This window comes from Sphingomonas sanguinis NBRC 13937, assembly GCF_001591005.1.
Lineage (GTDB): Bacteria > Pseudomonadota > Alphaproteobacteria > Sphingomonadales > Sphingomonadaceae > Sphingomonas > Sphingomonas sanguinis.
The window spans coordinates 74,661-87,185 of the sequence record NZ_BCTY01000001.1 but is presented as its reverse complement, the minus strand read 5'-3'; the positions used below and the strand labels follow the sequence as shown (position 1 = coordinate 87,185).

Below are 12,525 nucleotides of genomic sequence, written 5' to 3'. Positions count from 1 at the left end.
GAGCCCCGCCGCCGAGAGAAACTTTATCGCGCAGCCGCGGCATTGGGTGCGCCCGCGTTTTCGCCGAGCAGGTCGTCCGGCGCGACGGCATTGTCCACCGTCCCAAGCTCGTCGTTCGCCACCGTCTCGTTCGACAGACCCTCGTTCGGCAGAGCCTCGACACCGCTATTGTCCGTCGCCGTCACATTGCCCGACCCCGTGGGCGAACAAGCCGCCAGCGCGAGGGCGGAGGCTGTCAGGATCATCGGCAGGCCATGGCGTCGCAACATCGGTTCGGTCCCCTTCGTATTTCGTGTATGGCCCTCATCGACCTTGAGGACGTAATACATAGTAAAATGATGGGATATAACCAGCCGAAATCTTGGGGTCTTGATAGCTGGGCTTTGGCGAGCGGACTGGTCGTCCTGATCCTGGCATTCGTCCTTGGTGGTACGGCACAGGCGCAAGTGGTGCCGGCGGTCGCGCTGGACGATTCGGCGGCACTGGCGCTGGATGCGGCGACCTATGCCGCGGTCTCGGGGCAATCGCCCACAACGGCGTTGCGCGCGCTTCAGGTGCAGCAGGCTTCGGTGGCGCTGACCGATGCGCTCGAGGTGGAGTTTGCGGATCGCATCGCCGGGCTGTCGGTCGGTCATGCGCCGTTTCATGTCGATGTGCTGCTCACCGGGGATAGCCCGGTAGCCGATCGGTCGGAGATGGTTGCAGGCACGCCGGTGCTCGTCCGGTTCAGGACAGGGGCCTATGCCAGCCATGCCCAGCTGGTCATCGCGCTGGCGCTGCACCAGACCGAAATTCGCGCCAGTCTGACCCAGCCGCCTGGCATCGGCATCGACCCGCGTATCGGTGCGCTGGTGGTCATGGTCTCGCGCGCCGACCTGGCGGCCGAGCCTGCGGAGGCGATGCGCGATCGGATCGCGCGGCTCGCAGGCGTGCCGGTGCGCATCGCGACGCTGGAGGCGCCGGATGTCGATCTGGCGGATTTGCAGGGCGGCGCGCGCATGGTTGGCGTCGATCCGGCCAATGGGCGGCGCTATGCCTGTACCAGCGGTTTCGTCGTGCGGCGTGGGGGTGAGGATGCGGTGGTGACCGCCGCGCATTGTCCCGACGATCTGTCCTGGATCGATGCGAACGGCACGGCGCATCCGCTTCACTTTCAGGGGCAATGGGGTTGGGGCTATCAGGACGTGCAGGTGAATGTCAGTCCCACTCCGCTTCTGCCCTTGTTCTGGAGCGATACGGCCAAGACGGTCACTCGCCGCGTCGTCGGTGCGCGCGCCCGGGCCTCGACCCGGGCGGGCGACATCGTGTGCCATCGCGGCGAGCGGACGGGGTATAGCTGTGCAGAGGTCTGGATGCCCGACTTCGCGCCCGCCGGTGATCTGTGCGGCGGCGGCTGCACGCCGACATGGGTGGCAGTGCGCGGTCCGACCTGTCGCAGCGGGGACAGCGGTGGCCCCGTCTTCCTGGGCGGCACGGCCTATGGCATTGTGAAGGGCGGCAGCTATCGCGGCGACGGCAGCTGCGCCTTTTATTATTACATGTCGCTCGATTTCCTGCCCGACGGGTGGACGCTGGCGACGGGTTGAGGGATCGCATGACGCGCGCGCCGCGTTGGCTGGATCAAGGATGATGCAATGCAAGACCTTGATATAAAAGCAATCGCCTTTCACGCACCGGATACTCTCAGCCGGATGCGGGAGCAAAGCCTCTTAGAGCGGCTGAACGTCGCCGCGCCCTGGGCCCCTCAGGCCGATGGCCGCTTCGACATGCTGGCGGTTACGTGATGGACATGTCGACCATCGATCCAAATTGGCCCCATGTCGTCATCATAGGCGCTGGGTTCGGCGGCCTGGCGGTGGCGCAGCAGCTTGCCCATGCGCCGGTTCGGGTCACGGTCGTCGACCGGAACAATTATCATCTGTTCGTGCCGCTTCTTTACCAAGTGGCGACCGCCGCCCTGTCTCCGGCGGACGTTGCCGAACCGATCCGGCATATTCTGGGCCGCTATCCCAATATTCGCGTCGTGCTGAGCGAGGTGACGGGGATCGATGCCGGGTCTCGCCAACTGACCCTCGGCACCGGCGAGAGGCTGGATTATGACCGGCTGGTCATCGCGACCGGTTCCACCAGCAGCTATTTTGGTCATGACGAATGGCGCGCCTACGCCCCGGCCTGCAAGTCGATCGAGGAGGCGCGGCTCATTCGGTCGCGCGTCCTGGGGGCGTTCGAGGAGGCCGAACGCGACGGGGCGGCCGATCGCGAGGCGCTGATGACCTTTGTCATCGTCGGGGGCGGCCCGACCGGCGTCGAACTGGCGGGCTCGGTGGCGGAGTTGGCCCGCTACGCCTTGGCGTCGGACTTTCGGCGTATTCGGCCGGAGACGGCGCGGATCATCCTGGTCGAGGGTGGCCCGCGTATCTTGTCGGCCTTTCCTGAGTCGCTGGCGCGCTATGCCGAGCGGGCTTTGGCGCGGATCGGCGTGCAGGTCATGACCGACATGCCGGTGGAGACGATCACGGCCGAAGGGCTGACCGCCGGGGGCCGGTTCATTCCCGCTCGCACCGTGTTGTGGGGAGCGGGTGTCGCGCCGACGGGCGCGGCCGCCCTGCTGGGCGCCCCGCCAGGACCCGGCGGTCGGCTGGCGGTGGATGACCGGCTCCGTGTATCCGGCGTTGCGAATGTTTATGCGCTGGGCGATGTGGCGGCTTGCCTGGGCGAGGACGGCACGCCGTTACCCGGTCTTGCACAGGTCGCCCAGCAACAGGGCCGCTATCTGGGTACGGCGCTGCGCCGGGAAATGGTCAGCGGGCAGATGTCCAAGCCGTTCCGTTTTCACAATCGGGGTAACGCGGCGATCATCGGTCGCCATGCCGCGATCTTCGATTTCGGACGCTATCGGCTGAAGGGCTATCCGGCATGGATGCTCTGGGCGATCGTCCATGTCGTGCTGCTGGTCAATTTCGCCCAGCGTATCCGCGTCAGCCTGCAATGGCTGTGGCGCTATTTGACCTATCGGCGGGGCGCGCGGATCATCACGTCTGCGCCAGCCCGCCCGTGCAAGGAAGCCGAACTTAGCGACTAAGCTGTGCGCGAAGATCGACCATCGTGGCGCCGATATGGTCGGTCAGGAATCCGGCGACCCGTGCCTCGTCGCGGGCCAGCCATGCATCGAGCAGCGCATGATGTTCCTCATGGGCGCGATCTTCGCGGCCAGCCGGTTGCAGATGCTGGACCACATAACGCTCGGCCAGCACCTGCAACCGCTCGATCAGCTGGAAGGTCAGAGCGGCACCCAGCGGGCGGACAAGGGCCAGGTGAAAGGCGCGATTGCGGTGCGCGACTTCGTGCAGCGCGTCGCGCGTCGCCACATCCAGCGCGGCCAGGGTTTCGCGGGCGATGTCCTGGTCCGCCGCCGTGGCGACGCGGGCGGCCCGTGCGGCGGCATCGGGCTCGATCGCCAGGCGCAGTTCATAGATTTCCTCGGCTTCCGCGGCGCCCAGCGACCGTACGAAGAAACCACGATTGGCCTGGCTGGTCAGCAGCCCTTCCTGCTCCAGCCGGGCGAGCGCCTCGCGCAGCGGAATCTTGCTGACCCCCAGTTCGTTGGCCAGCGCATCCTGACGGATCGGCTGATCCTCCGGCAGATGGCCGCTGATGATGCGTTCGCGAACGATCGTGAAGATCTGTTCCGACAATGTGCGAACGACAAGGCTCATGAATGTCTCTCGTGCCGACAGGCCGGGAGGAGCCTGTAATTCCGGGTTAAATGTTAGAGTTAGGTTATAAGCATAGACCTGTTCGTCATGGCCTGCCAAGAGTGTGATTACGGTTACGGAAGGCTGTCTCGTAGCTCTTCCAGCCAGACCGAGGCGGTGCCGTCCGACGGCGCCCGCCAGTCGCCACGGGGCGACAGGGCACCGCCCGGCGAGACCTTGGGGCCATTGGGCAGCGCCGATCGCTTAAACTGGCTGGTCTGGAAAAAGCGGGTCAGGAACCGCTCCAGCCAGTGCCGGATGGTCGGCAGGTCATAGGCGACCCGCGCATCCTGCGGCAGGTCCTCGGGCCAGCCGCCCGCATCGGCGTCGTGCCAGGCATGCCAGGCCAGGAACGCGATCTTCGACGGTTTCAGGCCGTAACGGATGACGTAATGCGCGAAGAAATCGTTGAGCGCGTAGGGCCCGATCATCGCCTCGGTCGACTGCATCGCGCCGCTGGCGTCGGCGGGCACCAGTTCGGGGGAGATTTCCTGTGCCAGGATGGCGGCGAGCACCGTGTTGGTCGCGTCGTCATATTGTCCGGTCCGGATGCACCAGCGGATCAGGAACTGGATCAGCGTTTTCGGAACGCCCGCATTGACGGCGTAATGGCTCATCTGGTCACCGACGCCATAGGTGCACCAGCCGAGCACCAGCTCCGACAGGTCGCCGGTGCCCAGCACGATCCCGCCCCGCTGATTGGCCAGGCGGAAAAGATAATCGGTGCGCAGCCCCGCCTGAACATTCTCGAACGTTACGTCGTGGACCGGTTGCCCCTGCGCGAAGGGGTGGTTCATATCCTCCAGAAGCTGGTGCGCGGCGGGACGGATATCGATCTCCTCCGCCGAGACGCCGAGCGAGCGCATCAGTGCCCAGGCCTGGGCCTTGGTGCCCTGTCCGGTCGCGAAGCCCGGCATGGTGAAGGCCAGGATACGGTCGCGCGACCAGCCGAGCCGGTCGGTCGCCTTGGCCGCAACGATCAGCGCGTGGGTCGAGTCCAGTCCGCCGGACACGCCGATGACCAGCGTCTTGGCACCGCTGGCTTCCAGTCGCTTGGCCAGCGCCTCGACCTGGATGTTATAGGCCTCGTAACAATCCGCATCGCGCCGGGCGGGATCGTCGGGCACGAAGGGAAAGCGGCGAACGGCGCGGCGCAGGCCCTGGTCCTGGGCTTCGGCATCGTGAACGAAGCCGATTCGGCGGAAACGCTGCTCGGGATGACCGGCAAAGGCGGCGGCATCATTGAATGTCCCGAAGCGCAGCCGTTCCTGCGCGATCCGCTCGACATCGATATCGGCAATGGTCAGCGAGGGCTCGCGCAGGAAGCGATCGGACTCGGCGATCGTCTCGCCCAGCTCGTGGATCAACCCCTGGCCGTCCCACGAAAGGTCGGTCGTGCTCTCGCCGATCCCGGCGGCGGAATAGATATAGGCGCAGGTCGCCCGCGCCGATTGCGCCGCCGCGAGCATGGCCCGGTCGCGCGCCTTGCCGATCACGATGTTCGACGCCGACAAATTGCAACAGATGGTCGCCCCCGCCAGCGCGCCAAAGGTCGAGGGCGGGGTGGGGGCCCAATAGTCCTCGCAGATTTCGGCATGGAAAACGAAGCCGGGCACGTCCTCCGCTGCGAAGATCAGGTCGGTGCCGAAGGGCACGCTCTGCCCGTCGATTGCGATGGTCAGGCCGGTGAGGCCCGCTCCGCTCGCGAACCAGCGCTTCTCATAATATTCGCGGTAGTTGGGCAGGAAGGTCTTGGGCACCACGCCCAGGATACGCCCCCGCGCGATCGCCACCGCGCAGTTATACAGCCGTCCGTTGCGCGGCAGGGCGGCCCCGACCAGCATTACGGGCGACAGGGCAGCGCTGGCGTCCACCATCTCGCCCAGCGCGTCGAGCGTGGCACCGTGCATAGCACCCTGAAGATGCAGGTCGTCGATGGCGTAGGAGGTCAGCGACAATTCGGGAAAGACGATCAGGTCGACCCCATCCTCATCGCCCTGCCGCGCCAGATCGAGCATGGCCGCTGCGTTCGCCCGCGCATCGCCCACCGACGCGGCGGGCGTCGCCGCCGCAACACGGATCAGGCCATGGGTGTGGAGCGCGTAAAAGGGGTGATCCTGCATGGCTCCGAGATAGCGGGCCGGGGAGGGGGACGCTACCCCATGCAGTTTGCGGCGGGTGAGCGCCTCAGGCGCCGGGACTCGGTTCGCAAGCTATGCCGTCATCATCACCATCCATCTTTGCATCATAGCCGGGCTCTCCACGATGGATCGGGACAGTGCCCGCGGCACGGGCATCGTTGCACCCGCCCCAATGGTCTCCGATTTCTGGCTCGCGTCGGCGCTTTATGCCGGTCATGGCTGCTGCGTCGGACACTATGGTTCCGGGCGTCTGGATCGATGGAGATGTCGATGAGCCGCCGGGCGCTATGCCGATACCCACGATCGTGCCGACTACGACTGCACCGGCTATCGTAAGAATGGTGGAAGTTCGCATTCGTCATGAATGGGTCGGACGCGTGAAGAATCGGTTCACGGCCTGGGGTGGCGATTGTAACCCTGATCGGATTCAGCAATGGAAACCGTCATGACCATCACCCTCTTCGGCATCCCCAATTGCGACACGATGAAGAAGGCCCGTACCTGGCTGGACCAGCAGGGCGTCGCCTATCGCTTTCACAACTACAAGACGGACGGTATCGACGAGGCGACCCTCCGCCAGTGGGTCGACCAGACCGGTTGGGAAGTCCTGCTCAATCGCGCGGGCACGACATTTCGCAAGCTGGACGAGGCGGATCGGCAGGATATCGATGCCGACAAGGCGATCCGGCTGATGCAGGCCCAGCCTTCGCTCATCAAGCGGCCCGTGCTCGACCGCGACGGCGCGCTGACCGTGGGGTTCAAGCCGGAGCGTTACGCCGACATCTTCTAAGCGCATCCGGGGGGTGGAGCCCGGCGCGCGGCGAGGGTAAGGCGCTGCCATGTCAACGACCTACACGCTCGACACCGCGACCAGTCGCGCCAATCCCACGCCCGCTCCGATGAAGCGGCTGACCGTACCCGCGATCCGTCGCGCCAAGGGCGAGACGCCGCTGGTCATGCTGACCGCCTATACGGTGCGCTCGGCACAGCTGCTCGATCCGCATTGCGACATGCTGCTGGTCGGCGACAGCCTGGGGCAGGTGATCTACGGCCTGCCCTCGACCGTGCCGGTCACGCTTCAGATGATGGCGGCGCACGGCGCAGCGGTCGTGCGGGGCAGTTATCATGCGGTCGTCGTCATCGACCTGCCCTTTGGCAGCTATGAGGCCAGCCCGGAAAAGGCATTCGAGAATGCCGCCTGGCTCCTGAAGGAAACCGGCGCGGCGGCGGTCAAGCTGGAGGGCGGGGTCGCGATGGCTCCGACCGTCCGCTTCCTGGTCGAGCGCGGCATTCCGGTCATGGGCCATGTCGGCCTGACTCCGCAGGCGGTCAACGTGCTGGGCGGCTATGGCGCGCGCGGGCGGACGCCGGAGGAAGCCGCAAAGATCATCGCCGATGCGGTCGCGGTTGCCGAGGCGGGGGCCTTCTCGGTCGTAATCGAGGGCGTGGTCGAACCCATCGCCATTGAAATCACCAAGCAGATTGCCTGCCCGACCATCGGCATCGGCGCATCGGCCGAATGCGACGGCCAGGTGCTGGTCGGCGAGGACATGCTGGGCCTGTTCGATCGGACCGCGCGCTTCGTGCGCCGCTACGAGACGATGGGCGAGCGGATCGGCGAAGCCGCGCGCGCCTATGCCGAAGATGTGCGGACCCGGCGCTTCCCGGGGCCGGAGCAGATCTATGCTCCGCGCGATGCCGGATAAATCAAGGCCGCTTCCCACCGGGCTCGCTCCTCGCTAAAGGTCGCGGCTTCTTGTTGCCTTGATCCAGAATAGCGGAGCCCGTCTTGGCCCTAACGCCCCAATCCAGCCAGGCCTTCATGAGCGAGGTCGACGACGAACTGCGTCGCGAAAGGCTGACCTCGTTCTGGACCCGCTGGGGCTTGATTATCGCGGGCGTCATCGTCGTCGCGCTGGCGGCGTTCGGCGGCTATCTTTACTGGCAGCATCGCCAGGCCCAGGCGGCGGGCACGGACGGCGAGCAGTTGCAGGCCGCCTATGACGCGCTGGGCCAGAACGATCCCAAGGCGGCCAGCGATAAGCTGAAGGCGCTGGCGGGCTCGGACGTCGATGCCTATCGTGCGCTGGCGCAGTTCACCCAGGCCGATATCCTTCTGCAGAAGGACGATCTGAAGGGCGCGGCGGCCCGTTTCGCGGCGGTTGCCAACGATGCGTCGCTGGCCCAGCCCTTCCGCGATCTGGCTCTGATCCGCCAGACCATGGCCGAATATGACACGATGAAGCCCGAAGCCGTGATCGCCCGACTGGGCGGCATGGCGGTGCCTGGCAATGCTTGGTTCGGCAGCGCGGGCGAGATGGTGGCCGTCGCCTATCTGCGCCTCAACAAGCGCGACCAGGCGGGCCGTCTGTTCGGCCAGATTGCCAGCGACAAGGATGTGCCCGATACCCTGCGGCAACGTGCGGTTCAGATGGCCGGTGTATTGGGGGTCGACGCGGTCGGCCAGAGCGAGGACACCAAGACCCAATGACGAAGAATTTCCGCACCTCCGCGGCGCTGGCCGCGCTGATGGCGCTGGGCGCCTGCGGGGTGTTCAAGTCCGCGCCGAAGAAGACGCCGACCGTGGGCAACCGCGTGCCGATCCTGGTCTCGGAAACCGGCGTGGAGGCCGACAAGACGATCGCGGACGTGCAGGTCACGCTGCCCGCCCCCGAAACCAACCCCGATTGGGCGCAGCCGGGCGGCAACGCCTCCAAGTCCATGGGGCAGCTGGCGCTGGCGGAACAGCCGCGCCGGGTCTGGGAAGCGACGATCAACGGCGGTTCGGCGCGCGATCCGCTGGGCGCGCCGCCGGTCGTGGCCGACGGCAAGATGTTTGTCGTCGATGCCGGCGGCGACCTGGTCGCCCTGAACGCCGATACGGGCGCGAAGCTCTGGACCACATCGATCACCGAGGGCGACGAGAACCGGCTCGCGCGCTTTGGTGGCGGTGCCAGTTATGACAGCGGTACGGTCTTCGCCACCGACGGCCTGGGCGATGTGATTGCGGCCAACGCGGCGGACGGCAAGGTGCTGTGGCGCGCCAAGCCCAGCGGCCCGCTGCGTGGATCGCCGACCATCGCCAACGGCAATGTCTATGTCCTGACCCAGGACAATCAGCTGTACGCGATCAACCAGACGGACGGTAAGATCGTCTGGGCGGGCCAGGGCACGCTGGAAACGCAGGGCGTGTTCGGCGTCGCGGCCCCCGCCGCCAGCCAAGGCACGGTCGTTGCCGGTTTCTCGAGCGGTGAGCTGAACGCCTATCGGTACGAGAATGGCCGCATGCTGTGGCAGGACGCGCTGTCGCGGACTAGCATCTCGACCTCGGTGTCGACGCTGTCGGACATCGATGCCGCGCCGGTGATCGACCAGGGCCGCGTCTATGCCCTGGGCCAGGGCGGTCGCATGATCGCGCTGGAGCTGTCGACCGGCCAGCGGCTGTGGGAACAGAATTTCGCCGGGATCTCGACCCCGTGGATCGCGGGCGAGTGGATCTTCCTGGTGACCGACGACGCGCGCCTCGTGGCGCTTGCCCGGTCGAGCGGCAAGGCCCGCTGGATCGCGCAGCTGCAGCGTTTCCATAACGAGAAGAAGAAGAGCGGCGCCATCACTTGGTTCGGTCCGGTGCTGGCGGGCAATCGCCTGATCCTCACCAATTCGGAAGGGCAGATCGTCTACGCCAACCCGGGTGACGGATCGGTGCAGGCGACCGTCGACGGCAAGACGCCCTTCGCGCTGCCGCCGATTGTGGCCAATGGCACGCTCTATGTCCTCGACCAGAAGGGGCGGATCTCCGCCTATAAGTAACGATCTTTCCGGCCCGTGGGACCTATGTTCCACGGGCCGGAACATTTGTACCGCTATACCCGTGACGAAAGCCTCGCCTTTCGCTAACGGAACGCGATGGCAAATCTTCCTATCGTCGCGATCGTCGGCCGTCCCAATGTCGGCAAGTCGACGCTGTTCAACCGTCTGGTCGGAAAGAAGCTGGCGCTGGTCGATGACCGGCCCGGCGTGACGCGCGACCGGCGCGAAGGCGACGCGCACCTGCTCGGCCTGGATTTCCGGGTCATCGACACGGCGGGTTATGAAGACGAAGACCCCGACACGCTCCCCGGCCGGATGCGTCGCCAGACCGAGGCGGCGGTAGCCGAAGCCGATGTCGCGCTGTTCCTGGTCGATGCCCGCGCCGGGATCATGCCGCTGGACGAGGAAATCGCCCGCTGGCTTCGTGCCTCCGACACGCCGATCGTGCTCGCCGCCAACAAGGCGGAAGGGCGCGCCGCCGAACAGGGCATCCTGGAAGCGCTGGCGCTGGGCTTCGGCGATCCCGTCCAGCTGTCGGCTGAACATGGCGAAGGCGTGGGCGATCTGTTCGAGGCGCTGCTCCCCTATATCGATCGAGAGGTCGAGGAAGAGGAGGAGGTCGATCTCGAAAACCCCTTCGCGCCCTTGAAGCTCGCCATTGTCGGACGTCCCAATGCGGGCAAGTCGACGCTGATCAATCGCTTCCTGGGCCAGGACCGCCTGATCACCGGGCCCGAGGCGGGCATCACCCGCGATTCGATCGCAATCGACTGGGAATGGCATGACCGGGATGGTGAGGTGCGACAGGTCCGCCTGATCGACACCGCCGGTATGCGCAAGAAGGCCAAGGTGCAGGACAAGCTGGAGAAGCTGTCGGTCGCCGACGCCCTGCGCGCGGTCGATTTTGCCGAGGTCGTGGTGCTGCTGCTCGACGCCACGCTGGGCCTGGAATCGCAGGACCTGCGAATTGCCGACCGTGTGCTGGAAGAGGGCCGGGCGCTGCTGATCGCGTTGAACAAATGGGACGTGGCGGAAAATCCCTCCTCGCTGTTCAACGGCGTCAAGAAGGCGCTGGAGGACGGGCTCAGCCAGGTGAAGGGCGTGCCGCTGCTGGCGGTGTCGGGTGCGACCGGCAAGGGGCTGGATACGCTGATCGAGGCGGCGTTCGAGACGCGCGCGGCCTGGTCGAAGCGCGTGCCGACAGGCGAACTCAACCGCTGGTTCGAGCGGGCCATCGACGCCAACCCGCCACCCGCACCGGGTGGCAAGCGGATCAAGCTGCGCTACGTCACTCAGGTGAAGTCGCGTCCACCGAGCTTCGTGATCTTTGGTACCCGCGTGGATCAGCTTCCCGCCAGCTATGAGCGCTATTTGGTGAACTCGATGCGGCGGGAATTGGGGTTCGGCGCGGTGCCGGTACGTCTGACGCTGCGCGCGCCGAAAAATCCGTTCGGCAACAAGGATTGAGGGCAGGGGCCTAGGCCCCGTGCCTTGAGCCGGGAAAGAGGTAAGGGCGGGCTCGCTGAAACCCGCCCCGCCACCTTTATCCCTGAAGATGCGGCGCTGCGCCCGACTTGGGCGTGTCGTTTTCCGCCATGGCGTTCAGCTGGACATAGTTTTGGATGCCCATGCGCTCGATCATCTCGAACTGGCGCTCCAGCGTGTCGACATGCTCTTCCTCGCTCGCCAGGATACGCTGGAACAGGTCGCGACTGACGTAATCACGGACCTGCTCGCAATAGGCGATGGCTTCCTTGAGCTGGGCCACGGCCTCGATCTCGATCGCCAGATCGCCCTTCAGGACTTCCTCGACGGTCTCGCCGATGCGCAGGCGGCCGAGCAGCTGGAAATTGGGCAGGCCGTCCAGATAGAGGATGCGCTCGGCCAGCCAGTCGGCATGGCGCATCTCGTCGATCGATTCGTGATATTCAAACTGGGCGAGCTTGTAGACGCCCCAGTGATCGAGCAGGCGATAGTGCAGGAAATACTGATTGATAGCGGTCAATTCGTTCTTGAGCGCTTCGTTCAGAAACTCGATGACCTTGGGGTCGCCCTTCACCTTCATATGCTCGTCCTCAATGATTTGGCGCACCCTAGAAAGTCGGGGCCCCGGACGGCAACAGGTTTTTACAGGTAAATTCGTGCAGTGTTGGTGGGCCCGGCAGGACTCGAACCCGCAACCTAGCCGTTATGAGCGGCCAGCTCTAACCGTTGAGCTACAGGCCCCACCGAAGATGTCCGTAGCGTGACGTCGGACTCGTTCGCAAGCGTGAAACGTCAAAGAAAAAGGGCACCTCCGCAATGGAAGGCGCCCTTTTCCGACATAACAGTCGGCGCTTCGGACCCGAAGGTCCGAGGCGGCATTACTGCATGTTGTCAGCCTTGGCGTCGGCAGCGTCACGGACGTTGTCGGCAGCGGCGTTCATGTTGTCAGCAGCGTTCTCGAGCGAGGCAGCAGCAGCACCGTTCGAGGTGTTGTCGGCAACCGCTTCGAGGTTGTCGGCCTGCATTTCCATGTTGTCAGCCAGCATGTCCGCGTTGTTCTCAACAGCGGCAGCTTCAGGCGACTTGTTGCAGGCGGCCACGGACATCAGGCCGGCGGCAGCGAGAACGAAAGCGATCTTCTTCATTCGAATGCTCCCAAGCATAAGCAATCATCGCGGCCGACCCGAATGCCGTCGCGAAGCGGCTCAAATAACGCGCGGTTCATCGCGGTCAATCCGCAAAATTCACTTCCTGGCAAGGTTCGCGACGAACCGATGGCGGCTATCGGGCTTTTTCAAGGCGTTGGCGTTACCAAAACGTTACCAATGCCCTTA

The 12,525-nt window shown here is 65.2% G+C and carries 14 protein-coding genes and 1 tRNA gene; 8 read left to right on the top strand and 7 right to left on the bottom strand.

Annotation, left to right across the window (positions count from 1 at the left end; all coding sequences use genetic code 11):
• Positions 1-23: 23 nt before the first annotated feature.
• Positions 24-269, bottom strand: a complete 246-nt coding sequence (locus SSA01S_RS00420; RefSeq protein ID WP_156477600.1) for a hypothetical protein — start codon at positions 267-269, stop codon at positions 24-26.
• A 66-nt stretch (positions 270-335) separates the two neighbouring features.
• Between SSA01S_RS00420 and SSA01S_RS00415 the strand changes: the two genes are divergently transcribed.
• Genes SSA01S_RS00415 through SSA01S_RS00410 form a run of 3 tightly spaced genes read left to right on the top strand, consistent with a single transcriptional unit; the run spans position 336 to position 3,082 of the window.
• The gene (locus tag SSA01S_RS00415) at positions 336-1,586 is read left to right on the top strand and encodes a chymotrypsin family serine protease (protein ID WP_240954754.1); all 1,251 of its coding nucleotides are present in this window, start codon (positions 336-338) and stop codon (positions 1,584-1,586) included.
• A gap of 48 nt (positions 1,587-1,634) precedes the next feature.
• Positions 1,635-1,784 carry a hypothetical protein gene (locus SSA01S_RS19360; RefSeq protein WP_156477599.1) on the top strand — a complete coding sequence of 50 codons (150 nt, stop codon included), beginning with the start codon at positions 1,635-1,637 and terminating at the stop codon, positions 1,782-1,784.
• A complete protein-coding gene (locus SSA01S_RS00410) occupies positions 1,784-3,082 on the top strand; it encodes an NAD(P)/FAD-dependent oxidoreductase (protein ID WP_061778697.1) in 1,299 nt (432 codons plus the stop codon). The genes SSA01S_RS19360 and SSA01S_RS00410 overlap by 1 nt, the downstream gene beginning before the upstream one ends.
• Here the strand turns inward: SSA01S_RS00410 and SSA01S_RS00405 are convergent.
• The 3 genes from SSA01S_RS00405 to SSA01S_RS19990 all read right to left on the bottom strand — a co-directional run bounded on the left by SSA01S_RS00405 (position 3,072) and on the right by SSA01S_RS19990 (position 6,113).
• On the bottom strand, positions 3,072-3,716 hold the full coding sequence (locus SSA01S_RS00405) for a GntR family transcriptional regulator (RefSeq protein ID WP_061778696.1): 645 nt from the start codon (positions 3,714-3,716) through the stop codon (positions 3,072-3,074). The genes SSA01S_RS00410 and SSA01S_RS00405 overlap by 11 nt on opposite strands.
• 113 nt (positions 3,717-3,829) lie before the next feature.
• Positions 3,830-5,878, bottom strand: a complete 2,049-nt coding sequence (locus tag SSA01S_RS00400) for an NAD(+) synthase (protein ID WP_061778695.1) — start codon at positions 5,876-5,878, stop codon at positions 3,830-3,832.
• A 64-nt stretch (positions 5,879-5,942) separates the two neighbouring features.
• Positions 5,943-6,113, bottom strand: coding sequence for an excalibur calcium-binding domain-containing protein (locus SSA01S_RS19990; protein WP_240954756.1), 171 nt, complete (start codon positions 6,111-6,113; stop codon positions 5,943-5,945).
• Between the two features lie 228 nt (positions 6,114-6,341).
• Here SSA01S_RS19990 and SSA01S_RS00395 point away from each other — a divergent pair, with 228 nt between their 5' ends.
• The 5 genes from SSA01S_RS00395 to der all read left to right on the top strand — a co-directional run bounded on the left by SSA01S_RS00395 (position 6,342) and on the right by der (position 11,173).
• Positions 6,342-6,686 (top strand): ArsC family reductase, encoded by a 345-nt coding sequence (locus tag SSA01S_RS00395; protein WP_061778893.1) that lies wholly within the window; start codon positions 6,342-6,344, stop codon positions 6,684-6,686.
• A gap of 49 nt (positions 6,687-6,735) precedes the next feature.
• A complete protein-coding gene (panB, locus tag SSA01S_RS00390; RefSeq protein ID WP_061778694.1) occupies positions 6,736-7,602 on the top strand; it encodes a 3-methyl-2-oxobutanoate hydroxymethyltransferase in 867 nt (288 codons plus the stop codon).
• A 116-nt stretch (positions 7,603-7,718) separates the two neighbouring features.
• Positions 7,719-8,387 carry a tetratricopeptide repeat protein gene (locus SSA01S_RS00385; protein ID WP_240954757.1) on the top strand — a complete coding sequence of 223 codons (669 nt, stop codon included), beginning with the start codon at positions 7,719-7,721 and terminating at the stop codon, positions 8,385-8,387.
• Positions 8,384-9,706: an outer membrane protein assembly factor BamB family protein gene (locus SSA01S_RS00380; RefSeq protein ID WP_061778692.1), complete on the top strand. Its 1,323-nt coding sequence runs from the start codon at positions 8,384-8,386 to the stop codon at positions 9,704-9,706. Before SSA01S_RS00385 ends, SSA01S_RS00380 begins: the two co-directional genes overlap by 4 nt.
• A gap of 96 nt (positions 9,707-9,802) precedes the next feature.
• Positions 9,803-11,173, top strand: a complete 1,371-nt coding sequence (der, locus tag SSA01S_RS00375; protein ID WP_061778691.1) for a ribosome biogenesis GTPase Der — start codon at positions 9,803-9,805, stop codon at positions 11,171-11,173.
• Between the two features lie 76 nt (positions 11,174-11,249).
• Here der and bfr read toward each other — a convergent pair whose 3' ends face one another.
• From bfr to SSA01S_RS00360, 3 genes are all read right to left on the bottom strand, one after another.
• Positions 11,250-11,765 carry a bacterioferritin gene (gene bfr, locus SSA01S_RS00370; RefSeq protein ID WP_058751020.1) on the bottom strand — a complete coding sequence of 172 codons (516 nt, stop codon included), beginning with the start codon at positions 11,763-11,765 and terminating at the stop codon, positions 11,250-11,252.
• A 91-nt stretch (positions 11,766-11,856) separates the two neighbouring features.
• Positions 11,857-11,932: transfer RNA gene (locus SSA01S_RS00365), tRNA-Ile, on the bottom strand.
• 137 nt (positions 11,933-12,069) lie between these two features.
• Positions 12,070-12,336: a hypothetical protein gene (locus tag SSA01S_RS00360; RefSeq protein ID WP_058716863.1), complete on the bottom strand. Its 267-nt coding sequence runs from the start codon at positions 12,334-12,336 to the stop codon at positions 12,070-12,072.
• Between the last annotated feature and the right edge of the window lie 189 nt (positions 12,337-12,525).